This window comes from Spirosoma flavus (genome assembly GCF_054778555.1).
In genome coordinates this window covers 719,894-743,977 of the sequence record NZ_BAAGZL010000002.1, presented here as the reverse complement: position 1 = coordinate 743,977, position 24,084 = coordinate 719,894, and the positions used below count along the sequence as shown (strand labels likewise).

Genomic DNA, 24,084 nt, shown 5'->3' with positions numbered 1-24,084 from the left:
TTGTGCCAACCCCGGTCAGACTGTCAAATTTTCAGCTTTCACTCTGACATACTGCCAATTAAACTATTCGCTGTACTTCCTTTGGGAAAAGTGCGTTTTTAAGCAAATAGAATTTGGTATTTTATCTGCGATTGCCTACATTAACCTTGTCATCTGCCCACCAGATGGCTGATTTTGGCCTATGAAAAAATTACAATCTGACTGGTTTACACATAATTGGCTCGATGCCGAATACCAGAAATATGTCGTGATGGCATACTTACAAGCTGTTCAGCAGAACTTCACCGAACATAAACTTTGTCCAGATCTGCCTGAACTACGCGATCATTACAACGCTGGTGTTCGTTTTTCGAGGGGCAAAGGTACGTTAAATGCCGCTTTCCCCAAACGTATTAACCGAATTACTGGTCCACCACCAAGAATTGAATACAAATCGGAAGTGACCGATCCGGCATTTATGGCCGAAATGGATGCTATTATGGAGTTTGCCCTTCCGAGATTTCAGGCCATGTTGAACGAAGGGCATCAGCGCTGGGATAACATTGCCCGTTCGATGACTCTAATGCCTGTAGGCGTGTTACCCCTACGTCCTGAAGAAGGCTATTTACTGCTTCATGCCTCAAATCAGTCTGAAACTCAGGTTTATTACTTTTCCATAACTCTTTATTCAGAGAAGGAGCCAGGAGGACGGGTAGTAAAGCTACGTTACGTAGAAGCTGTACGTAAGAGTCTGGTTAATACGTTCGAAAACATCAAACTCGATTTAATACGTCGGTATCGGGATTTGCCTAATCCAGCTACGTATACGCTGGAGAGTAAGCGGACGTATCCCGTTCAGGAAACGTTGCTGCCTATTGCGCAGCAACTGTTGGCACAGGCTGTAGCATAAAAAAGCCACGTCGTTTCGGACGTGGCTCTCTATGCTGTTACGTGCTCAGCTGTTATTTCTGAGGTGTCAGTGCCGAGGTCGAAGCACCCGGCGATTGCGCGCCTGGAACTGCCTGACTTGGTGCAGCTCCGTTAGCAGCGGTTGGTGCTGGTGCAGCAGCGCCTGGTAGCGTCTGGGTTTGCGCCCGGTCTACGTTTGCACTGTTGATGATTGCCGCCTGACTGCGGTCGACCATAACGTAAGACGCTAGCGACAAGACCATTACGGCAATGCCAAGACCCCAGGTGATTTGTTCGAGCAGGTCGGTTGTTTTCTTCACACCCATTAATTGATTCGAACCCAAACCACCAAATTCACCCGCGAGACCTCCGCCTTTCGAATTCTGAATCAGAACGATTAAAACCAGCAGTACGGTAAGAATGCAAATAAGAACAATGATTGCCGTTACCATGTAAAATGTTACGTATGTTTAGTTAATGCCTTTGCTTATCTGGAGAAACGCAAAAATCAGCTCTCTGATGATTTTCGTCGGCTTTCCATTTCAGCCATTTTTTCCGCAAAGTACGCCTTTTTTTCTGAATTTCTCGACATTAGTTTCTTATAGACATCGCGGGCTTTATCAAATTTTCCTTGTTTCTCTAAAACTTTGGCAAAACTTTCGGTCACTAGCGGCCCTCCGACTATTTTATTCCGTTTGGTTAAATCTTCCTGATCGGCTGTTTCCTTGGGTAAAATGCGGGAAATACTCGGCTCGTTTTTGATGAAGTTTTCAATCAGCTCAAACTGACGCTGACGGGCCAGATCGGCTTCCGTTAGTGGTTCAACTGGTGGTTCAGCAATCTGGGCTAGTTCATTTTGCAGATTTGTTTCGCTCAGCGTGGCGTCTTCTGGCGTGGGCATGCTGGGCAAACGCAGAAGCTGCAATTTCGGAAAGCCTCCACTAAAGCCCTGTTTCGACTTAAAGAGCGCGTAACTTTCTTGCTGATAATCGTCGGGAATAGGTACGTGCTTGGCCGATAATTCATTGAGCCTCGACAGTAAATTGGTAGACCACTGAAATTCATTATCAACCAGCTTGCGTAACGCGTTCCGACTGAGGGCATGGGCAGCCGCCTGCCGAATCAACGTAACGGCCTGAGTACGCTGGTGAATTGAAGCTGCCTTAGCCGTCAGGGTATAAAGCGACTGGCAATATGGGTACATTGACAAACTCTCCTGAAGCTGGTTCAGGTCGGTTACCGTGAGGTCTTCAGGGTGAGTAACCCAGTATGAAAAGGTTTCTTTATCGAGTGTCTGCACAGGAAACGGTCATTGACGAGTGAAACTGCCCAGTGTTACGTTGTATGGTTCGCTAAACTACTTTTTTCACGAGTAAATCGCTACAGCTACCCCCGTAAATCTTTTGTTACCAGTCGGCGGCTGTTTTATTAAAAATATCTAGCACAATTTGATCCAAAATTTTCGGCACCAACCGACTTTCATTCTGACTAAGTGTTTGACCCTGTGGAAAATCCTGGTAAAAAGAGAAGGATTGCTCGAAATTCTTGGTTTCGTCTTTGTTATTATAGAATCTAGCTAAAACGGTGATTTGTAGGCGGTTAACCCCAGCTTGATCCTGCGCAGTGGGGGCTACTGCCTGCAGTTCATAACCCGTAATATTGCCCTCTAATAAAATATCACCGTTTGCCGGTACAACTTTCAAATTTGTATAACGCTGGTAATATTCTTTCAACTTCTCGTTAAATGTAAGCGGCAAGTTAGCTGGTCCCCCTGCCGTAGCCAGTACGAAGTTGTTGACAGTTACGGTTTTTATGTCGGGCGAAAGCGTCGTCCCCGTAAACGAGTAAATACCACAAGATTGAACGACGAGTAATGAGCTAAGAGCGATGATTACCAAAATAAAGCGATACCTGTTAACACCCATCGTTCTTAGCTCATCACCCATCACGTTTATCTTACTCTTCATCAATCTCATACTGTTTAATTTTTCGATATAACGTCCGTTCGGAGATGCCAAGTGCCTGAGCCGCGTACTTCCGTTTGTTGTTGTTACGTCGTAAGGCTTTCAAAATCATTTCTTTCTCCTGCCGTTCCAGCGAAAGCGAATCATCTTCTTCGGTTTCATGGCTGACGTCTTCAACTGTTACGTCATTTATGTCACCGTCAACATCTTCGAAAATCTGCACAGGTGGATGGCTACCGTATGTTTCGGAGGGTGGCGTGTCAGTACGTAACGTGCCGTTAGTGGCTGGTAATAAACGGGTTATGTCGGTAGACGGCCGAGAATCGACATCAGGTGTAATGGAGTCGAACAGATCTTTGTGCGTGTGCAGAATCTGCCGGCCATCCTGTTCATTACCCAATACGTCACGAACTAGTTTCTTCAGTTCGTTTACATCCCGGCGCATATCGAACAGCACTTTATACAGCAGTTCGCGTTCAGAGAAGCTTTCAGTAGTTGTGCTGCCGTTTGCATACGGAAACAATGCCATCGTGCGACTAGGCTGTTGCGCTTGTGGCAAATATTTTGCTAGTGTCGGCCCGTCGATGGCCTTATTCTGATCGGATTCGAGAATAGATATCTGTTCCGCGATATTTTTCAGTTGCCGAATGTTGCCCGGAAACGGAAATGCCATTAAAGTTTCTTTGGCATCTTCGGTGAGCTGAAGCGGCTTGATTCGGTATCGTTCGGCAAAATCAGTAGTGAACTTCCTGAACAAGAGTTCGATATCAGTGCCACGTTCGCGTAGGGGCGGTACGTAGATGGGAACTGTATTAAGCCGGTAATATAAATCTTCCCGAAATTTCCCTTTTTCAACGGCATCCATCAGGTTGACGTTCGTGGCGGCTACTACCCTGACGTCAGTTTTTTGAGTTTTGGACGAACCTACTCGAATAAACTCCCCGTTTTCCAGCACACGTAGCAAACGAGCCTGTGTACCGAGTGGCATCTCGCCAATTTCATCCAGAAAAATGGTGCCTCCATTGGTTGTTTCAAAATACCCTTTCCGCGCATCGACAGCCCCCGTGAAAGAGCCTTTTTCGTGCCCAAAAAGCTCAGAATCAATTGTGCCTTCGGGAATAGCTCCGCAGTTGATGGCAATAAACTGACCATGCTTTCGGGCGCTCAGGCTATGTATGATTTTCGAAAACGATTCTTTACCACTACCGCTTTCGCCGGTAATGAGTACGGTAAGATCAGTAGCTGCTACCTGCATCGCTACGTTGATGGCGTAGTTGAGTGCCGGTGCATTCCCGATTATACCGAATCGTTGTTTTACACTTTGAATTTCCTGATTGTTCATTGTATCTGTTTCAAGTTTCCGGTTTTAGCCACGCCGGCGTACCGGCTGAAACCGGAAACAGTTAAACCACCTCGCCCCGCAACGTAGCGGATGTACATTCGGTGACTAATACGTTGACGTACTGGCCTTTCTGGAAATTTCCTTTGGGAAAAACAACCATTTTGTTCTGGTCGTTACGTCCGCACAGGAAATCGTCGGACCGTTTAGATGGCCCTTCAATCAGAACGCGCTGTACTTGCCCGATATGCCGCTGATTACGTTCAGCAGAATGGGTTAGTTGCTTCGCGATGATTTCGTTCAGACGGCGCTTTTTAACTTCTTCAGGGATATCATCCACGTATTTTTTTGCGGCCAACGTACCGGGGCGTTCTGAATAAGCAAACATGTAGGCATAATCGTAATGAACATAGTCCATTAGCGACAGCGATTCCTGATGTTCTTCTTCTGTTTCAGTGCAGAAACCCGAAATCATATCAGTCGAAATACCACAGTCTTCACCCAGAATTTCCCGAATCCGGTCGATTTTACCCACATACCACTCACGGTCATACGTCCGGTTCATTAGCTTGAGTACTCGACTATTACCACTTTGGGCCGGCAGGTGAATGTAATTGCAAATGTTTACGTAGCGCGCCATCGTGTGCAGCACATCGTCCGTAATATCTTTCGGATGTGATGTCGAAAAGCGCACCCGCAAATCTGGATGGATTTGCGCCACCATCTCAAGCAGATTGGCAAACGTAGTGGTAGCGGGCAGAGGGGTAAGAGCAGAAGGTTGTGTTGACGAATCAATTCCATTTCCTTCAGCCAACTCCTCGGACTGCTCATGCCATTTATACGAGTCTACGTTTTGCCCAAGCAGCGTCACTTCCCGATATCCCTGGTTGAAAAGGTCCTGAGCTTCGCGAACAATGCTGTGTGGATCGCGGCTACGTTCGCGGCCACGGGTGAAAGGCACGACGCAGAAACTGCACATATTGTCGCAGCCCCGCATGATGGATACGAAAGCCGTTACCCCGTTGGAGTTCAGGCGAATGGGTGAAATATCAGCGTAAGTTTCCTCGCGCGAAAGGAATACGTTCACCGCTTTCTGACCCGATTCGGCTTCTTCCACCAGTTTCGGAATATCACGGTAGGCGTCGGGGCCCGCCACAATGTCCACGACTTTTTCTTCTTCAAGAAGCTTGGTTTTGAGTCGTTCGGCCATGCAGCCGAGCATTCCAACCAGAAGTTCGGGTTTCTGACGTTTTAGGCCGGTCAGGTGTTTGAGCCGGTTACGTACTTTCTGCTCCGCGTTGTCGCGAATGGCGCAGGTATTAAGAAAAATAAGATCTGCTTCTTCAGCCGAGGACGTAGTAGCGAAACCGGCGTTACGCATTACAGCCGCCACAATTTCACTATCGGCAAAATTCATCTGGCAACCGTAACTTTCAATATAAAGCCGCTTTTTACCTACCGCTAGTTCGTCTTCTGAAGTGCGAGGCAGGTCAATTTGTTCCTTATCAGCCGGTTGCAGTATGGTCAGTTCGGGAATGAGAGCCATTATCAATAAAAGTCATTAGTCAACAGTCGTCAAACATTGGTCATTAGTAGAAAAGCTCCTATTGACTAATGACTGACGACTATCGGCTTTTTTTACAAATTTACGAAGAAAGCCCTGAAAACTGTCATTTTGGCAGGAAATGACAGTTAAATTGTGTTAAGATGCTGATTACTATATACCTACTAAACTGCCTGTTTTTGTCTTTTTATTTCGTACTAAGATCTAATTAAGAAAGAGTTCAGAATTTAGTCGGCGTTTATTCGAGTCATCTTGTTGAAAAAATCCCCACTTTCTAAAGGTGGGGACACGACATTATTTTTTAATGTACCAGATAATTTCTGTTTTGGGTATTTCCTGCTCGTAAAGCATCCATTGCTCACTTGGCGCGAAAATGACATCGACCTGTTTTATTGTTTCCCCCAAGCCATTAAGTTCAGGAAACTGGAGACGGTCAAAATTGGTCTCGTCTAGAATAGGCATGGTGGGCCAATCACTAATACCCATCTTGCGAGCAACGGCCATGATGGGTTCGCCATTGGGGACTAGCTGCAACACATCGGCTTTGAACTCGGCCGGTCCGCCGGCGCGGGGTGTACTTTCGTTTATGGCGTTGGGATTAATTCATGGTAAACGAAGTTGAAAAAGTTTCGTGTCCGGGTTTTTAGAACGTATCAATACGGTGATTGAGGCTTAAAACGGAGACGCAAAGTTGAGGGATGTGGTCGTATGCGGTGACCGGTGCGGTCATTACCTCTGTGGAGTCACATCATACGTATCAAACCTTCTGGCATCAACTACACGGTGAATCCGAACGTAGTATAAGGTTTCATAACTGGTTTTAGTGGCTCAATTAGACGGCCGTTTCCTTATTCAGGAAGATTTTGATTTCTCTTGTCTATAAAAATCGGTTAACACTATATACCGTGTAACATTGACTGAATAACTATGACATCTCAGCACACAACGTCTGCCATGCAAGACCCACAGACAAAGTATCCGCAACCACCCCAGCCTGATCAGCAACAGGACGTACCAGGTAGTGAATCTCAAATGCAACCCAAGGCCGATCATGGCGAAACGTCCTACAAAGGTTCTGGAAAATTAACAGGCCGTAAAGCCCTTATTACCGGTGGTGATTCAGGAATTGGCCGGGCGGTAGCGATTGCCTTTGCCCGCGAAGGAGCCGACGTACTGATTTCGTATCTGAATGAAGAGGAAGATGCCCGTGAAACGGCTCGGTACGTCGAGGAAGCTGGCCAAAAGGCGGTGCTAGTGGCTGGCGATATCAGTGACGATGCCCACTGCGAACAGCTCGTTCAGCAAGCGGTTGACGAACTGGGCGGCCTAGATATTCTGGTTAACAATGCCGCTTATCAGATGGCGCAGCACTCCTTGCAGGATATTACAAACGAGCAGTTAGACCGCACATTCCGGACCAATATTTTCGCGATGTTTTACCTGTGCCGGGCGGCTGAAAAACACCTCAAGCCAGGTAGTACAGTCGTAAATACTACGTCGATAAACGCTTATAAACCAAGCCCGACGCTGCTGGATTATGCCGCCACCAAAGCGGCCATCCAGAATTTTACGGCCAATCTGGCTCAGGTATGGGCCGAAAAAGGAATACGGGTCAACTGCGTAGCACCAGGGCCGATCTGGACTCCGCTGATTCCAGCGACCATGGACCCGGAAAAAGTGAAGAACTTTGGCCAGGACGTACCACTAAAGCGAGCCGGCCAACCCGCCGAACTGGCTCCCGCCTACGTATTGCTGGCTTCCGAAGATTCAAGTTATATGACTGGTAGTACCGTACAGGTAACCGGCGGATCACCAAGTATATAAGCACCGTCGACGTATTCTTGTGTTTCAAGAAGTTCAGCTTTGTCGTTTCTGTAATCGATCAACGAAATTTCCCAGATTCGTTGATCGATTACAGAAACGATAACTAAACGAAGTTACAACCTTGAGCGATCAGTTGAGGTTGTGTTGTCAGTTATTCCACTACGTTAACGATGTATATAATTGCTATTCACGGTGGTTTGGGTGCAATTAATCGAGATGAGATAACTCTGGACTAAGAAAAGCCTTTTGTCAGGAGCTGGAAGTTGCGCTCGTCGCAGGTTACTCTTTATTCCGTCCGAGACAGACTTTAGCGTCAGTCAACAATAGCATTAAGGCGGATGCGGGTTGAACGGCTAACTATCCCAGTCAGGCGGGTATTCAATCCACTGCTCCAATAAGAAGTCCGCTAAGTCGAGGCCGGCATCTTTTTCATCCTGAGTCGCATTGTCTTCCAGATACGTTGACACCGTAATCTGAAACCCTTGTCCCAGTAATTCACCGGCAACTCGGTTCCAGCGGTCAAAGGCGCTGCCGTCTTTCGATAAATCAGGAAACAATTCTATTTTCCGTCCGTGTAGTGGCGCTAATCGCTCGGCGTTCAGGTATGACAGGGCACCCACCGCCAGCCAAATGAAATCAGGAAAATAATACGTACTGATGACAGCCGTTTTGGGTGCTTCAACAATGGCGACAGGCTGATCTGCCGGAGCGTTACGTAACTGGGGTAAGCCAAACAGGCAGGGTGATTTCTGCACGTCATTACGTTCGTCCAGATAAGCCATCAGCCAGTCCGGATACGGAAGATTCAGCCGATCGCAACGTAGCGCATAGGCCGAATGCACCCAGGACGTTCTACTACGCTTCTCCCCATCTTTCACTACGTATTTGACGGTATGGAACGTATCGTCGAATAATTTGATCTGCCCGCCCCGAACGCGCTGCTGCTCATCGACGTACCAGAATACACACGCTCCCGGCCAACGTCCCGACGTACCGATAGTAAACTGTTTCAGCAACGTAGCAGCTACATCGTGCCCAAAATGACGACGTAGCAGATAAGCAAACTGATTCCGATCGTAATGCCCCAGCGATTGCTCAAACACCTCCTGCGGGATTGCGAAAACCTGACCAGGCTCGGGTTGGGTAACAGTAGGCCCTGGCCGGGCAATGGGTTCCTCAAACAGAAAGGCCACCACCCGTTCGGCCTGTTCGAGCGTAGCCCCTTCGTTCTGAATCAGATACGTAATGATGCTTTGTTTTGTGGTTCCTTTGTATTTCTGTTTTGCGGCCACCGTAAACCATTCTTTCGGTATCGGCTGGCGGCTAAACTGCGCTTTTATTTCTTCATAGTACGATAGGCCCGATGCGCCTTTCTGATACGGATTGAGGTGATAACCGCAGTTACTCTCCCGGTCGCATCGCCCATAGATGTCGGGTAAGGGTTCTCCGGTTTGGGTATCGACGTATCGACTAAGTGTCTTTCGGTGCCTAGGACTGCAATTTGGGCAATCCCCTTTGATGGCTTTTTTGGGTAATTGATACCGAAACGCAGATTGAGGCATGAGGTGAAAGTTGTAAAGTTGTAGGGTTGTAATGTTGTAAAGTTGTAGGGTTGAAGGTTTTAAGGAACTGGCTAAAAGTTTAAACCTATTCACGCTACAACTCTATAACCTTACAACCTAACTTAATTGCGCCAGCCTTCGGGCTGATAGGGTGTTTTGGTCTCGCTGGGGCCGCAGGGAGCTGTTGGCGGACGGTCGTTGTTGGGCCAGATACGTACCTGGGGTTCTTCGCGGGCACCAGTGTATGGGGGCGAAGGCTCAGGGTAAGGCCGACGAAGGTTTAGGGCATAGAACAGATCGTCGCCTACGTTCGTATGCGGCCCTAGAGGGTCCATGGCCCCTAGCGGAATTCCTTTGGTATCTTTGCGGTCGAGCCATTGGTGAATCAGCGCAACGGCTGACGCTGTAAAATACCCGGCTACCGATTCCCGTGTGTTCGCTACGTTTTGCACATTTCCGGGCAAAGCACTTGGGGGCGTATCGGCCAGTCCGCCCGTATTCTGGGTCTGATCCTGAAACCGTTTAAAGTAGATGTAAGCATCCTTAGTCAATGCTACCTGCCGAATATCGACCAGACAGGGCGCGTGCTGGTAAAACGGTATCTGGGCCACTTTCCGCTTTGTAAGCAGTCCGCCATTACTGTATTGGTCGTCAAATAAATTAATCGAATTATTCCGCAGTATTTCCCAGCAGGCCGTTCGGCACTGATAATCATAATACCAATAGCCACCTTTTACTAAGGGCGCGTCAGACGCTTCCTGACCAACTGGAGGGGCGAAGCAATCTTCATAAAGATCGTTGCCCGCCACAAAATAGTACCCGTATAAATACTGGCGAGGAATCACTTTGTACACAGAATAAACACCCTGATAGCAGCTTTTGCACCAGTACTGGCGTTCGTAAAGTGTCCAGTCCCAGCGATAATAGTTTCGCTGATCGGGCGGGTCCTGTGTGTCGATGAAAATATCATGACCCGCCCGGAAATTACCCAGCTGGCCAACCGGCAAACTTTGCGGATTAAATTCGGCGTAGGTCTTTAAAATAGGCGAGACGGCAGGCATAATCTGCTGCGAGGAAACGTAGCGGGTGCCATTGCTGAGGGTAAAGCGGAGCTGATACGCATGACCAGCCTGTCCTTTGAAATCGCTGGGCAACTGATAAGAGCCATCTATGGTTTCATGACAGGCAATCACTTGTGAGGAATCGACGACCACTTCCACTAGTGCCTTCGTAACGGGCAGTGTCCCGAAGCGCCCCGTCAGCCGGTCGGCGGTTGATCGGTTAATCTTAATGACCTGCGCTTCAGCCAGATTAGTGATCGTGCCATCTACCACCAGGATGTCGTTCGTGCCGTGTAGGAGCAGGTCTTCGGGGTCCACGCAGGCGGCAGGCAACCCGACAATTAGGAGCCCGCCGAGTAGCCAGCCAATCGAACGTAGCACGGAAGAATAACGTAGCATAAACCGGTTGTTTACAGGACTAATCCCGCCAGCCTTCCGGCTTACGTGGGGTTCGATTATTGTTGGGGAGGCAAAGAGCGGTTGGGGGCCGATTCGGGCTGTTACGTATCACCATTTGAGGGACGGCGGGCAGAATAGGTTCGGCAATGGGCTGGCGTCGGTTCAGCGCATAAAACAACTCTGCTTTATAACCTGCTGGCCCGGAGCCGCCAAACGATACGCCAAACGCATCTTTGCGGTCGAGCCAGTACCGGAAGGGAGTTAAAACCGCAGCGGTAAAAAAGCCGATAACAACTTCTTTGCGATCAGCTATATTTTTCACATTGCCTGCTAATGCCGACGGTGGCGTGTCGGCCAGTCCGCCGGTACGTTGCGCCTGGTCCTGAAAGGCTTTAAAATACCGATAGGCGTCTGCCGTTAGTGAACTCTGCCGAATCTCGATAAGGCACGAATTATACGTATAAAACGGAATCTGCGCCACCTTGAGCCCTGTAATTAAACCGCCGTTTGTATAAAGATCATCGTAAACCTGACTATCAGGCCCATACAGAATTTCCCAGCATTGCGTCCGGCACATATAATCATAGGCATAATCGGGCAGTGGAAACCGGTTTGAGTAGGGAGGTGGCGTTAATTCATGGTAGCAGTCTTCGAGCGAGGTCGAATTATCCGCCGTGTAGATGTAATAATTCCCTTGCGAAGAATTCGACCTGACCAGACTATCCCGGATGCCATATATGGAATAAACGCCCTGTTGGCAGGTCCGGCACCACTCCTGTTTTTCCCAGAGTTTCCAGTCCCAGCGGTAGTAATTATGGGCTTCGGCGGGGTCCCTGAGTTCAATAAATAAATCGTGGGCTGCCGCGAAGGAACCATCCAGTGGCGGGAACAGGCTTGTCCGGCTAAACCGAGCGGTCACTTTGTCAATCGATGGTACCGGATAGGCGGGTAATATCTGCTGATCCGATACGTACCGCGTTCCATCTGCCAATGTAAAGCGCAGTTGATACGCATGGCCAGCCTGCCCTTTGAAATCCGAAGGTAATTGATACGTCCCATCGACCGTTTCGTGACAGGGGATAACGTCGGCCGAATCAACCACTACGTCGACTGTTGCCTTTGAAATGGGTGTAAAACTAGTGCGGCCCGAAAACGGATCGGATTTTGAACGATTCAGCCGGATAATCTGCGGTTCTGCTACGTTGTTAATAATTCCATCGACCACCAATACGTCTACAGTACCCCGTGTGATTCCCTCTTCAGGATCAACGCAGGAAATCAACTGCATGGCCAGCAGTATCATGAACACCGGACGCATATGGTTGAGATGGTTTATTTAAACTCGAAATTGTACGTCAGACTCGGGATGGGGGCGGCAAAGATGCTCAGGCGGTATGGGTTGGTAGCCTGCCCTTCTGTCCGGTAAAAAATGGAGTATACGTTCCGTCGGCCGTACAGATTATAAACCGTAAAGGTCCAGTGCCCCTGCCAGCGCCGATTTTTCATACTCGGATTGTAAATGTTCCAGGCGAAATCCAGCCGGTGATAATCGGGAATCCGGTATTGGTTGCGCTCGTCGTAATAGGGGTACGTCCGATTCTGGTAGCGAATGAAACCTTCCGGTGCCGTGTAAGGCCGCCCCGTACTATAGGCAAAATTAAACGAGAAACTGTGGTGTTTTCCCTGGTTAATATTCAGGCTGATGTTCAGACTATGCGGACGGTCGTAGTTGGCCCGGTACCAGTCGCCATTGTTGATCTGCTGCTGAAAATCGACTCCCTGATTCACCTGATTGAGCGTGCGGGCGTAAGTGTAGTTCACCCAACCTGTTAGCTCGCCCTTCTTCTTGGAAAACATCACTTCCAGCCCGTAGGCTTTGCTTTGACCGGGTAACAGTTGCGTTTCCGGGTAGGGTTGCAGCAAAAAATCAGCACCCGGTTTGTAGTCTAAAATGTGTTGGGTACTCCGCCAGTACACCTCCGCCGACATCTCGAAAATGTTATTTTTCGAATTCTGAAAATACCCCGCCGACCATAACTGGCTTACCTGGGGTTGAATATGCTCGTCAGCTGTTTTCCAGCGGGCGGTGGGCAGCGGTGTGGTTGTGTTGGTAATTACCTGCAAATACTGCCGCATGAGGTTGTAGCCAATTTTGATCGAGGAATTGGGCGTCAGTGCGTAGCGCAGGCCCAGCCGCGGCTCCAGACCACCGTACTGTTTCGTCACTTTTCCGGCTCCGTACACCACCGAATCAACCACCGTTGTTACATCGGCAACCTCGCCATTTGCCGGTCCGTCGTTACGGTATTGACGCACGACGGATGGCCCCAGGTTCAGAAAATGCGAGTAGCGCAGCCCTACCGACACGGCCAGTTTATCAGAAAGACTGATTTCGTCTTCAGCATGAATCCCCAGTTCCATTGCATTTTCGATGGGCGTTTTCTGGTAATTGACGGCTAAGCTATTTCCCGGTATCAACTCGCCCGGATTCAGCCGGTAGTGCGTGCCGCTGATACCCAGCTCAATCTTCTGATTATCCAGCTGATAGTTGAGATTCGACTTAATCTGCCGTTGCAGCAGCGATTGTTTTAGGATGACCTGATTGGCGGTGCTATCTTCCGTCGAGATAATTCTCGGAATGTATTGGGCAACCAACGCCGTCGTCTGCACATTCAGGCGGGGGTTGAACGCATGAAACCAACGTACCATTCCATTGGCCGTTTGCTGGGCGTATTGCGTATTGACCGCGTTGATGTTGGCCAAACTCCCTAGCAGATTGGTCTGGAACAAATCCTGGCTTAAATACCCCATAGCGGTCACGGTGTTCTTATCGTTTAGGCGCCAGAACAGCTTGGCTGCACCATCGCCAAACTTAGCCCGGATGTTGTCCAATCGGCTTGAGACTAATCGCAACAGAAAATCGTTGAACGCGCCCCGACCCGATACCAGCAAACTGAGTTTGCCTTTTACAATCGGCGTTTCGACCGTTAGCCGATTGGCGACTAAACTGACGCCCCCGCTCAGCCGAAATTGATTCAAATCGGGATTGCGCAGGTTGATGTCCAGCACCGAAGCGGCCCGTCCCCCGTAGCGCGCTGGTACGTTGCCTTTGTACAAATCCAGACCACCAACAGCATCGGGCGGAAAAACCGAAAACAACCCGAACATGTGCGTCGGGTTGAAAATGGGCGTATCGTCCATCAGAATCAGGTTCTGATCGGTAGTGCCGCCCCTGATGTTAACGCCATTGGCCGCTTCGCCTACACTTGTCACGCCCGGCAGCATTTGCAGACTCCGCAAAATATCGACTTCCCCCAGTGCGGCCGGCATTTTCTTCAACGTAGCAATGTTAATCTGGCTCACGCCCAGTAGCGGCTGCCGAACGTTACGATCATATCCTTTACTGGTTACGACCACTTCTTCCAACTGACTTGATACTGAAGGAAGTAGTATGTTCAAAATTCGATTTTCGCGCAGGGAAATAGTAGTTCGGAAAGGCACAAAACCCAGACTACGTACCACAACAACGTGCTGCCCCGGCCGGGCCTGAATCGAAAATCGCCCCTGATCGTCGGTGTACGTGCCGGTAGTTGTTTTTTCGTAATCGAGTACAACGGCGGCCCGTACAATGGGCTGGCGCGTAGTCGAATCCCGAACTGTACCAGAGAGCGTGTAAAGAACCTGAGCCTGAGCCGTCGCGATCCCTATCGTCAGTAAAGCAACCAGTACCAGTCGAGTCATAAAAGAACGTTGGTGTAAATAGGCATAGGGTGTAGCCTGCGCATTTAATGATAAAGTTATTACATGAATAAGTTTACCTATATACGTAGTGGTGAGGATTTGTCCTGGTTTTAATACTAAACTTTTCTCGCCATCGACTCTGTGAGATAACCGCTGGCGGCTGCAATTGGTGACTTATTCTTTGTTACGTATAAAGTCGATAAATTATCTTCAGATTGGCACCAATTTGATCTTGTTAACATTACGTTTATAGAGGCCAGCGCTTACCGAACGTATTGAAATTTACTTGACGTAACTGAAACGATGGCAGTACTAACAACGTAGTAATTATTGATACGTTGAATTCGTTTTAGGAACGTAGTATTATCACTAAATGAAGTAATTGCTACGTATTAAATTTGAAAGTACCCTTATGCTTGACGTTGCTCCGCTTACTGGCTCTCCCTCCGATCAACAGCTCTGGCAACAGTTCAGAGAAGGAGACCGGATAGCTTTTGAGCAGATCATTACGAACAATTATAATAGTCTATTCCGGTTTGGTACCCGATTCACCAAAGATGTCGGATTGATTGAGGACTGTCTCCACGACCTGTTTGTTTATCTGTGGGAGAAACGAACATCGCTGGGCACCACCGATTCCATCCGAAAATACCTGTTCAAATCGTTCCGGCATAAAATGCTGCTTGAATTACAGCGGGTCTATCGCCGGGGTTGGGTGGCTGAAGACGAAGCGGCAGATCTGGCGGCTGAACAGAATTTTCAGGACGTATCATTCATCCTGGAAAATGAGCAGTGGACGGTGCACCGAGTAAAAGAAGCAATCAATCACCTGCCTGTCCGTCAGCAGGAAGCGCTTTACCTGCGTTACTTCGAAGGGTTAGCGGTCGATCACATTGCCCAGATCATGAATATCAACCGCCAGTCGGTGTCGAATCATCTGCACAAAGCCCTTACGTTTCTGCGCGATCACTGGGAAAACTTTACCCTGTCGCTATTGCTTTTGGCTCTTTCCTGAGGCCATCATCCGTTACGTCAAAAAAACTTAAAAAAAGTCGAAAGAGGGAGGGTATATTCTTCTCCCTCGCTAATTGTCTATATAAAGGGCCAGTCAATAGCGTTTTTTGATGAAAACATTTAATCATTCTGAGTTACGGGATTTTCTGGAGGATGAATCGTTCCGACGCTGGATAGCCGGAGAAGCATCGCCTGAAGTCGATCAAGAGTGGGAAGAGTTTCCGATACGTTACCCAGACAAGGCACCAGTATACCGAAAAGCTAAAGAAACTCTGCTGGCTATTCAGGGCGATACGTTTGGTTTGCCAACCAGTAAGCTTCGGCAAAATATTCGGCTCATTTTGGAAGACACCGCGCCGGTGGTGATCAGCCAACCAACAGTCTGGTACCAGACAACATTCTGGCGGTGGGCTGTAGCCGCGGCAATTTTGATTATGACGATTGGATTAGGTTGGCAATGGAACCGGCAAACGGCTGACCCTGCCTCCCAAATTTATCATCAATTAACTGCTGATTCGACAGCGCCGTTAGCCGAAGTTACGAATACATCAACCCGAAATCGGCTGGTGCTGCTCTCCGATGGAAGTTCGGTCCTGCTTCAGCCGGGCAGCCGGATTAGCTACCCAAAACAGTTTGATCAGCATCCCAACCGTGAAATCTATCTGGTCGGTGAGGCTTTTTTCGAAGTGGCTAAAAATCCTGAAAAACCGTTTTTCGTATATGCCGATAACCTGATTACTAAAGTTCTGGGAACCAGTTTCACCGTTCGGGCCATGGGCAAAGAACCGGTGAATGTGATTGTTAAGACGGGCAAAGTGTCGGTGTTTACACGCTCCGACAAAGAACGACTGGAGAAACAGCAATCAAAACATTTGATTGGCATGGTGCTGGAACCCAACCAGCGGGTGCTGCTCGACCGGAAAGAAGGCCGTTTGGTACGTTCGCTGGTCGATTCGCCAACCTTGCTCGATATGCCGATTCAGCAGTCTATGTTTGAGTTCAACGCTACGCCCGTTTCCCAAGTTTTTGCCGCTTTGGAGAGAGCCTATGGTGTCGAGATTGTTTTCGACGCGGAGATTATGAAAAACTGCTACCTGACGGCTTCGCTGGATGATGAACCGCTGTTCGAGAAGCTCGCGATGATCTGTCAGACGCTGGATGCGCAGTATGAACAGATGGACGGAAAAATTTTAATTAACAGCAAAGGATGCCCATAAATTTACTCAACTCAACACCCCTGCCTATGCCCAAAAAACACCTAAACTGACACCAAAAAAAGAGTCAGCGATGCGCCAACACCACTGACTCCAGAGTCATTCCCCTGATTGCTCTCCTCTAAAAAGCACCTCCTGACGGGGGTAAGGGAATTCTTTTTGCCGAGTTAAAACGACAATTCAATTCAAAAATATGACAATTCCTATAGAAATGCAGCAAAGGCTGCTCAAAATTATGCGATTCAGTTTTTACCTGTTTGTCGCCGTCACTACGTTCGCGTCTATGGCGCGGGCTCACGATACGTACGGTCAGGAATTACTTAATCGGCGGTTGAGTATTCAACTGACTAACCTAACCTTAGAACAAGCTATCAGCCGCATTGGTAAGGAAGCAGATGTGAAGTTCATGTACAACCCACGAATCTTCGCTCAGCAACGTACCGGCGCGCTGAACTTCACCAACGAGCGTCTTTCCGACGTACTGGACCGAATTCTTGGCCCTGCGTCGATCAGTTATGAAGCAAGTGGCAAAGCCATCATTCTGAAACGGGCAGCCGAAAAAGCGTCCACAAACGCGGTTTCTGGCCCAAACGTCGAAAAACTCGCCCCACCCATTACCGTCACGGGTCGGGTTCTCGATGAAAAAGGCGCTGGCCTGCCGGGCGCGACGGTGTTGCTGAAAGGAACCAGCAACGTAGGTACCACCACTGATGCCGAAGGACGGTTTTCGGTGAACGTTCCCGACGGAAATGGTACGTTGGTTATTTCGTCAATCAGCTACACTTCGCAGGAAGTTGCCATCAACAACCGCACAACCCTGCCAGATATTCAACTGGCTACCGACGTTCGTTCGCTGAGCGAGGTCGTTGTAGTCGGATACGGTACGCAACGTAAAAAAGACCTGACCGGCGCCGTTGCCGTGGTGAACGTAGCAGAATTGCAGCAGCAGCCAACGGCGCAGATTACCAACCAGTTACAGGGTCGCGCTTCGGGTGTTACGGTGCTGGGTTCGGGTCAGCCGGGCGAGGCTCCGCAGATTCGGATTCGGGGTCTTAACACGTTTGGTAACAACCAGCCTTTATACGTAGTAGACGGCGTTCCAACGCAAAATATCAACGATATCAACCCCAATGACGTAGCGTCGATGCAGGTGCTGAAAGATGCGGGTTCGGCTTCGATTTATGGGTCGCGGGCGGCTAACGGTGTGATTATCATTACGACCCGTCGCGGAAATGGTAAGGTTAAAGTGCAGTACGACGCGTATTACGGAACGCAGCTACCAAAAGGTGGCAACGTATGGGATTTGCTGAATCCGCAGGAAACGGCTCAGTTGAAATTCAACGCGTTACGTAACGCTAATCCGAACGTAACGATCAATGATCCGCTCTATGGTAGTGGCGCAACGCCCGTTCTGCCGGATTATATTGCGCCACAGGGTGCTCACGAAGGTGATCCGTCTGTTGATCCATCGAAGTATAATGTAAACCCAAATTATACCAGCGCCGATCAATACAACGCTTTCAATAGGATCACTCGCGCCAACAAAGCCGGAACGGATTGGTTCCACGAGATTTTCAAAGCGGCACCAATCACAAGCCATAATCTGGCTGTTAGCGGTGGTAGTAATCAGGGAAACTATCTGTTCTCGTTCAACTACTTCAATCAACAGGGAACGTTGCTCAATACGTATCTGAAACGGTATACGATACGTTCCAACAGCCAGTATAACATCCGCGAAAACATCCGCGTGGGTGAAAATCTGGCTTTTTCGGTAACGGACAACCCACGTATCAACGCCCTGCAGGAAGGTAGCGCTATTGGTATGGCGTTTCGGGAACAGCCGATCATTCCTGTCCGCGACATCATGGGAAATTACGCTGGTGGCTACGGGCAGGGACTGGGTAACGCCAACAACCCGGTAGCTATTCAGGAACGTACCCGCAACAACCGGGGCCTGAGCAACCGTCTGTTTGGAAATATGTACGCTGAGGTCGATTTTCTGAAAGATTTCACGGCGCGCAGCAGTTTCGGGGGGGAGCTATTCATGGGTAACTTCAACTCGTTTTCGTACCCAACTTACGAGAATCAGGAAAACACAACGACCAATTCGTACACGGAAAATACATTCAGCGGCTACAACTGGACCTGGACCAATACGGTACAGTACCAGCACAATTTCAATAACACGCACGATCTGAAAGTATTGGTTGGTACGGAAGCGTATCAGAACCGGGGACGTAACGTAGGCGGTAACACGCAGGGGTACTTCTCGTTCGACCCTAACTTCACCAACTTGTCGACGGGTTCGGGTACGCCAACCAACTACAGCAGCCGTTATTCTGACGCGCTGTTCTCGCTGATTGGCCGGGTCGATTATAGCTTCAAAGACAGGTATTTGCTTGGGGCTACGATCCGTCGGGATGGTTCGTCGCGGTTCCTGAATTACCAGTATGGCTGGTTCCCGGCGGTGAGTGCGGGCTGGCGGATTTCACAGGAGGCTTTCATGAGTAACCTGACCTGGCTGACCGACCTGAAAATCCGTGGGGGTTACGGCGTAATGGGTAACCAGTTGAACGTTGATCCGGCCAACGCCTACACGACGTATGGCGGTGACCGTACCTCGTCGTATTACGCAATTACGGGCTCAAATTCGTCTAATACGTTAGGATTCCAGCGGACACGTATCGGTAATCCCGATGCAAAATGGGAGAAAAACATCAACGCCAATATTGGTTTCGATGCCAGCCTCTGGAAAGGCAAACTTGACCTGACGGTTGACTATTACAACAAAGAAGTGCGCGACCTGCTTTATACGCTCGAACTGGCGGGCACGGCGGGTCTGGGTACAGCACCCGCGGTGAACGTAGCACGGATGCGTAACCAGGGTATCGATCTGGCGGCTTCTACGAACTTCAATGTTGGCAGCGATCTAAAACTGAACGCTACGTTGACGTTCACTACGTATAACAACAAAATCGTTTCGCTGGCCGAAGGCATTGATTATTTCGATCAGGAAGGTCGCCGGTTCAACGGTAGCTACATTGTTCGGAACGCAGTTGGCCACTCGATTGGCCAGTTCTATGGCTACAAAACGGTCGGATTCTGGAATTCGCAGGAAGAAATTAATGCGGCTAACGCTCAGGTTCAGCAAAAGACAGGAAACGCGGGTTCGGTTTATCAGAATGACGTAGCAGTTGGTCGTTTCCGGTATGCAGACACCAACGGCGATGGACAGATTACGGACGCTGACCGGACGTATCTGGGCAATCCGAACCCAAAATTCAGCTATGGTTTGAACCTGGGTGCTACGTATAAGAAGTTCGATTTCGGCATTTTCTTCTACGGAACGCAGGGCAACGATATCTGGAACAACGTAAGATGGTGGACCGATTTCAACGCAAACTTCCAGGGTGCGAAGAGCAGAACGGCGCTGTATGATTCTTGGACACCTGACAATCACAACGCCAAAGCACCGATTCAGGAAACGGTGGGTTCGTTCAGCTCAGCCAACGTACCAAACTCGTATTTCGTAGAAAACGGCTCGTATCTGCGCGCGAAAAACGCTCAGCTTGGCTACACGCTTCCAGCTGCTACGTTGAAAAAACTGGGCATCGAGCGACTGCGCGTGTATGTGCAATCGGCTAACCTGTTCACGATCACCAAATACTCGGGTCTTGATCCTGAGATTGGTACGACGGCCAACACCAACAACAGCTCGGGGGGTAGTTTGAACCAGTCGTTCTCGACCACTACGTCGTTCGGGATTGACGAGGGCGTTTATCCGAACCAGCGTCAGTTCCTGGTTGGTCTGAATGTTACGTTCTAATGCTTATTAAACTCAAATCGATGAAAATACCACAATATATAGCGATCCTGGCGGTTACGGCCGTTGTATTGACGTTTGATTCCTGTAAAGACAGTCTGGAAATTCCGGCGCAGGGCGCGCTGAGTGACCAGACGCTGGCTACCGAAAGTGGCGTTGATGCGTTGCTGACTGGTGCCTACGCGGCTCTGGATGGCCAGTACAACAACGGCTCGGCGTTGAACCTCGCCAGCGGGAATGCCTGGGAAGCCTCGCCCGACAACTGGACCTATGGCAGTATTGCTGGTGGCGAAGCGCACAAAGGCAGCGACGGTAGCGACCAGCCCGCCGTTGACGCCATCGCCAAATTCACGGCCGATGCCAGCAACGGCTATTTCAACAGCAAATGGCGGACAGTTTATGAAGGTGTAAACCGGACGAATGCTACGTTGCGCATATTGGGACAAGCTACGGGTATCACCGATGCGAAGAAAACCAGTTTTGCGGCTCAGGCGCGTTTTCTAAGGGGGCACTACTACTTCGAACTGAAGAAAATGTGGAACAAAGTGCCTTGGATCGACGAAACCATCACGACGTCATCGGCTAGTGGTCAAACCAACACCGCTGATATTTGGCCGAACATCGAAGCGGATTTCAAATACGCGATGGACAACCTGCCCAATACGCAGTCAGACGTGGGTCGGGCGAACAAATGGGCGGCTGCTACGTATCTGGCGAAGACGTATCTGTACGAGCATAAGTTTGCCGAAGCCAAAGCGCTGTTTGATCAGATCATAAGTCAGGGTGTTACGTCCAATGGCCTGAAATACGCGCTGGTGACGAAATTCCACGACAATTTCGACGCAGCTACCGAAAACAATTCGGAGTCAGTTTTCGCAATTCAGATGGTAGCGAACGACGGAACCGGAACCATTGCCAGCGCCAATCAGGGCGATATGCTGAATTATCCGTACGGCAATAGTCCGTTCCGGTGCTGCGGTTTCTATCAGCCTTCGCAGGATTTAGCTAACTCGTACCGGACCGATGCAACGGGCCTGCCGTATCTGGATGATTACAATACGCACCCGGTGAAAAACGACCAGGGAATTGCTTCTACGCAACCCTTCACGCCCGACGCTGGTAATCTGGACCCACGTATCGACTGGACCATTGGTCGCCGTGGATTGCCTTATCTCGACTGGGGAAATCACCCGGGAGCCGACTGGATTCGGAGCCCAGGTCAAACGTATGCGGGGCCATACTCGCCCAAAAAACACGTATATATGCAGGCAACGCAGAACCAGTATTCCGATCAGCACTCGTGGGCTCCGGGTACAGCGATTAACCTGAACCTGATACGTTACGCCGATGTAATTCTGATGGCGGCCGAAGCTGAAGCACAGTTGGGCAATCTGGCACAGGCGCAGACCTACGTCAATCAGGTACGGGCGCGGGCGGCTAATCCGGTCAATTTTGTCTACAAGTACGTGAACGATGCGGCTCCACTTTCCGGATACACAAATACGCCAGCTGCGAACTACAAAATGGAGGTTTATCCGGCGGGCCGCTTCGCCAGCTTAGGCAAAGACGGCGCTCTGAAAGCCATCTACTTTGAGCGTAAACTTGAACTGGCGATGGAAGGTCACCGCTTCTTCGATCTGGTACGTTGGGGAATCGCTGAACCTACGCTGAACAACTACTTCACGTACGAAAGCACGATAGCAACCGATATTCGGGGTGGACGTTTTGTGAGTGGGAAGAACGATTACTACCCAATTCCGCAACGCCAGATTGACCTGAGCACCTCCGGTGGGAAATCGTCCTTGACGCAGAATCCTGGCTATAATTAATAGTGGTAGGCCCTGACAGGCTCCGGCCGCTTCGGCGGTCCGATGTCGGAGTTGCCGGAGCCTGTCAGGGCCTAATTCGTACCAGCGTCCACGTCTGGGAGTCGCCAGGGCAGCTAAAGAATAAGTACAATAATCGAACGGCTCTCGGGCGTGAACGCTGGTACATAGAACTGCATACAGTGTTACTTAAATATTAATGACCACCCCTTCAGTAAGGATAAAAGGCAGTCGCCGTGCTGCCTTTTTTCTATTTATAGTCGGTCAATGGTTACGCTAATTCGAATCAGTTATGCAAAGACTGTCATTTGTTATTTTCTGGAGTTGTGCCCTGTCGTTTTTGTGGATCGGAGTTACCAGCTGTCAATCCGGGCAGGAATCATCTGGAAAGGTGCAGAATCCAGCGACGTTGGAGGGTGAAAAACTGGCTCAGCAATATTGCGGTACGTGTCATTTACCGGTTTCGCCTGAAATGCTGGATAAAGAAACTTGGCAGAAGCATGTATTACCAGAAATGGCAACGAAATTAGGGCTGGAAGTCTGGCAGAAAACCCACTATTTCCGACCATCTACGGCGGCCATTTCGCTCGAAGATTGGACTAAGCTGATTGATTACTACCAAAAACTGGCCCCTGACACACTCGCAAAAGCGACTCCTTCAGTGCCTCTCGTCAACGACTGGTCAATCTTTAAACTGGTAAAACCTGCCGAAATAAAAGACCAACTCGCGACTACAACAATGGTCGCTATTGACTCTACTGGTGGACATATCTATAGCAGCGACGAAACCAGCAGTGGACTTTATGGATGGGATGCTACGTTAAAATCAACGCTTGTTCGGCAACTGCCATCGCCTGCCGTTAATGCTACGTTTCTACATAACGTAACAGGCTCTGGTCAGGCATTGCTCACCTGCATCGGGACCATGCTGGCCGTTGACAAACCCGTTGGCGAAGTGCTGGAAATTGACCTAAACAAATCAGCGAATGCTTCACTACGTCCCTTGGCGCAGCAACTGCCACGTCCTATCCAATCTACGCCCGGCGATTTCAACCGCGATGGCCTGACCGATTGGCTTGTTTGTGGATTTGGACATAATGCAGGCGGATTATACTGGCTCAAACAACGTAGCGATCACCAATTTGACAAGTTGATTATTAAAGAAGTCCCCGGCGCTACGCAGACCATCACGGGCGATTTTAACCACGATGGCTGGCTCGATTTCATGACCCTGTTCGCGCATGCCGATGAAGGAATCTGGCTGTTTACCAACGATCAGCAAGGCGGTTTTACGGAACAAAATCTGCTGCGTTTCCCACCCGTTTATGGCTCCACGAGCTTTCAGCTAGTCGATTTCAACAAAGATGGGCGTCTGGATATTCTCTACACCTGTGGCGATAACAGCGATTATTCCCGTATTCTGAAGTCCTTTCACGGCGTTTATATTTTCATTAATCAGGGAAATAGGCAGTATAAGCAAACATATTTCTATCCCATCAACGGCTGTACGAAAGCGCTGGCTGCTGACTTTGACCAAGATGGCGATCTGGACGTAGCGACCATTGCGTTCTTCGCCGATCTGAAAAATAAACCCGCCGAAACGTTCATCTATTTTGAGCAACAGAAAACGGCCCAATTTCAGCCACACGCCGTTCCAGTGAGTCAATACGGCCGGTGGCTTTGCATGGACGCGCAGGATTGGGACCACGATGGCGATGTAGACGTAGTACTGGGCAATTATGCGCGGGGATTTCTGAATGAAGTCGGATTTAAACCCAACTGGAACGGCAATCTCCCACTGATTTTGCTGGAAAATACCACGTCTGGCAAACGTTGAAAAGTCAGCTTAGGCAAGTGTTAAAAAA

17 protein-coding genes are annotated in these 24,084 nt (G+C 49.3%); 7 read left to right on the top strand and 10 right to left on the bottom strand.

Annotation, left to right across the window (positions count from 1 at the left end):
- Positions 1 to 181: 181 nt before the first annotated feature.
- Complete coding sequence (locus ACYVF1_RS12115; RefSeq protein WP_461078991.1) at positions 182 to 889, top strand: hypothetical protein; 708 nt, start codon at positions 182 to 184, stop codon at positions 887 to 889.
- A gap of 52 nt (positions 890 to 941) precedes the next feature.
- On the opposite strand, the gene secG is transcribed toward ACYVF1_RS12115, so the two are convergent.
- From secG to ACYVF1_RS12085, 6 genes are all read right to left on the bottom strand, one after another.
- A complete protein-coding gene (gene secG / locus ACYVF1_RS12110; protein ID WP_461078989.1) occupies positions 942 to 1,340 on the bottom strand; it encodes a preprotein translocase subunit SecG in 399 nt (132 codons plus the stop codon).
- Positions 1,341 to 1,396: 56 nt separating this feature from the next.
- Positions 1,397 to 2,188, bottom strand: a complete 792-nt coding sequence (locus tag ACYVF1_RS12105; protein ID WP_461078988.1) for a hypothetical protein — start codon at positions 2,186 to 2,188, stop codon at positions 1,397 to 1,399.
- Between the two features lie 106 nt (positions 2,189 to 2,294).
- On the bottom strand, positions 2,295 to 2,864 hold the full coding sequence (lptE, locus tag ACYVF1_RS12100; RefSeq protein WP_461078986.1) for an LPS assembly lipoprotein LptE: 570 nt from the start codon (positions 2,862 to 2,864) through the stop codon (positions 2,295 to 2,297).
- Positions 2,845 to 4,194: a sigma-54 interaction domain-containing protein gene (locus tag ACYVF1_RS12095; RefSeq protein ID WP_461078984.1), complete on the bottom strand. Its 1,350-nt coding sequence runs from the start codon at positions 4,192 to 4,194 to the stop codon at positions 2,845 to 2,847. Before ACYVF1_RS12095 ends, lptE begins: the two co-directional genes overlap by 20 nt.
- Before the next feature lie 61 nt (positions 4,195 to 4,255).
- On the bottom strand, positions 4,256 to 5,737 hold the full coding sequence (locus ACYVF1_RS12090; RefSeq protein WP_461078982.1) for a MiaB/RimO family radical SAM methylthiotransferase: 1,482 nt from the start codon (positions 5,735 to 5,737) through the stop codon (positions 4,256 to 4,258).
- Between the two features lie 312 nt (positions 5,738 to 6,049).
- Positions 6,050 to 6,292, bottom strand: coding sequence for a hypothetical protein (locus ACYVF1_RS12085; RefSeq protein ID WP_461078980.1), 243 nt, complete (start codon positions 6,290 to 6,292; stop codon positions 6,050 to 6,052).
- Between the two features lie 390 nt (positions 6,293 to 6,682).
- On the opposite strand from ACYVF1_RS12085, the gene ACYVF1_RS12080 reads away from it, so the two are divergent.
- Positions 6,683 to 7,579, top strand: a complete 897-nt coding sequence (locus ACYVF1_RS12080) for an SDR family oxidoreductase (protein WP_461078978.1) — start codon at positions 6,683 to 6,685, stop codon at positions 7,577 to 7,579.
- A gap of 353 nt (positions 7,580 to 7,932) precedes the next feature.
- On the opposite strand, the gene ACYVF1_RS12075 is transcribed toward ACYVF1_RS12080, so the two are convergent.
- From ACYVF1_RS12075 to ACYVF1_RS12060, 4 genes are all read right to left on the bottom strand, one after another.
- The gene (locus tag ACYVF1_RS12075) at positions 7,933 to 9,141 is read right to left on the bottom strand and encodes a DUF6371 domain-containing protein (RefSeq protein ID WP_461078976.1); all 1,209 of its coding nucleotides are present in this window, start codon (positions 9,139 to 9,141) and stop codon (positions 7,933 to 7,935) included.
- A 122-nt stretch (positions 9,142 to 9,263) separates the two neighbouring features.
- On the bottom strand, positions 9,264 to 10,601 hold the full coding sequence (locus ACYVF1_RS12070; protein WP_461078974.1) for a DUF4249 domain-containing protein: 1,338 nt from the start codon (positions 10,599 to 10,601) through the stop codon (positions 9,264 to 9,266).
- 19 nt (positions 10,602 to 10,620) lie between these two features.
- Positions 10,621 to 11,919 (bottom strand): DUF4249 domain-containing protein, encoded by a 1,299-nt coding sequence (locus ACYVF1_RS12065; protein WP_461078972.1) that lies wholly within the window; start codon positions 11,917 to 11,919, stop codon positions 10,621 to 10,623.
- 14 nt (positions 11,920 to 11,933) lie between these two features.
- Positions 11,934 to 14,342 carry a TonB-dependent receptor gene (locus tag ACYVF1_RS12060; protein ID WP_461078970.1) on the bottom strand — a complete coding sequence of 803 codons (2,409 nt, stop codon included), beginning with the start codon at positions 14,340 to 14,342 and terminating at the stop codon, positions 11,934 to 11,936.
- 412 nt (positions 14,343 to 14,754) lie between these two features.
- On the opposite strand from ACYVF1_RS12060, the gene ACYVF1_RS12055 reads away from it, so the two are divergent.
- The 5 genes from ACYVF1_RS12055 to ACYVF1_RS12035 all read left to right on the top strand — a co-directional run bounded on the left by ACYVF1_RS12055 (position 14,755) and on the right by ACYVF1_RS12035 (position 24,056).
- Positions 14,755 to 15,357: an RNA polymerase sigma factor gene (locus tag ACYVF1_RS12055; protein ID WP_461078968.1), complete on the top strand. Its 603-nt coding sequence runs from the start codon at positions 14,755 to 14,757 to the stop codon at positions 15,355 to 15,357.
- Between the two features lie 109 nt (positions 15,358 to 15,466).
- Complete coding sequence (locus ACYVF1_RS12050) at positions 15,467 to 16,573, top strand: FecR family protein (RefSeq protein WP_461078966.1); 1,107 nt, start codon at positions 15,467 to 15,469, stop codon at positions 16,571 to 16,573.
- Between the two features lie 190 nt (positions 16,574 to 16,763).
- Complete coding sequence (locus ACYVF1_RS12045; RefSeq protein ID WP_461078964.1) at positions 16,764 to 20,396, top strand: TonB-dependent receptor; 3,633 nt, start codon at positions 16,764 to 16,766, stop codon at positions 20,394 to 20,396.
- Between the two features lie 20 nt (positions 20,397 to 20,416).
- A complete protein-coding gene (locus tag ACYVF1_RS12040; protein ID WP_461078962.1) occupies positions 20,417 to 22,222 on the top strand; it encodes a RagB/SusD family nutrient uptake outer membrane protein in 1,806 nt (601 codons plus the stop codon).
- Between the two features lie 289 nt (positions 22,223 to 22,511).
- Positions 22,512 to 24,056 (top strand): FG-GAP repeat domain-containing protein, encoded by a 1,545-nt coding sequence (locus ACYVF1_RS12035; RefSeq protein ID WP_461078960.1) that lies wholly within the window; start codon positions 22,512 to 22,514, stop codon positions 24,054 to 24,056.
- The last annotated feature ends 28 nt before the right edge of the window (positions 24,057 to 24,084 follow it).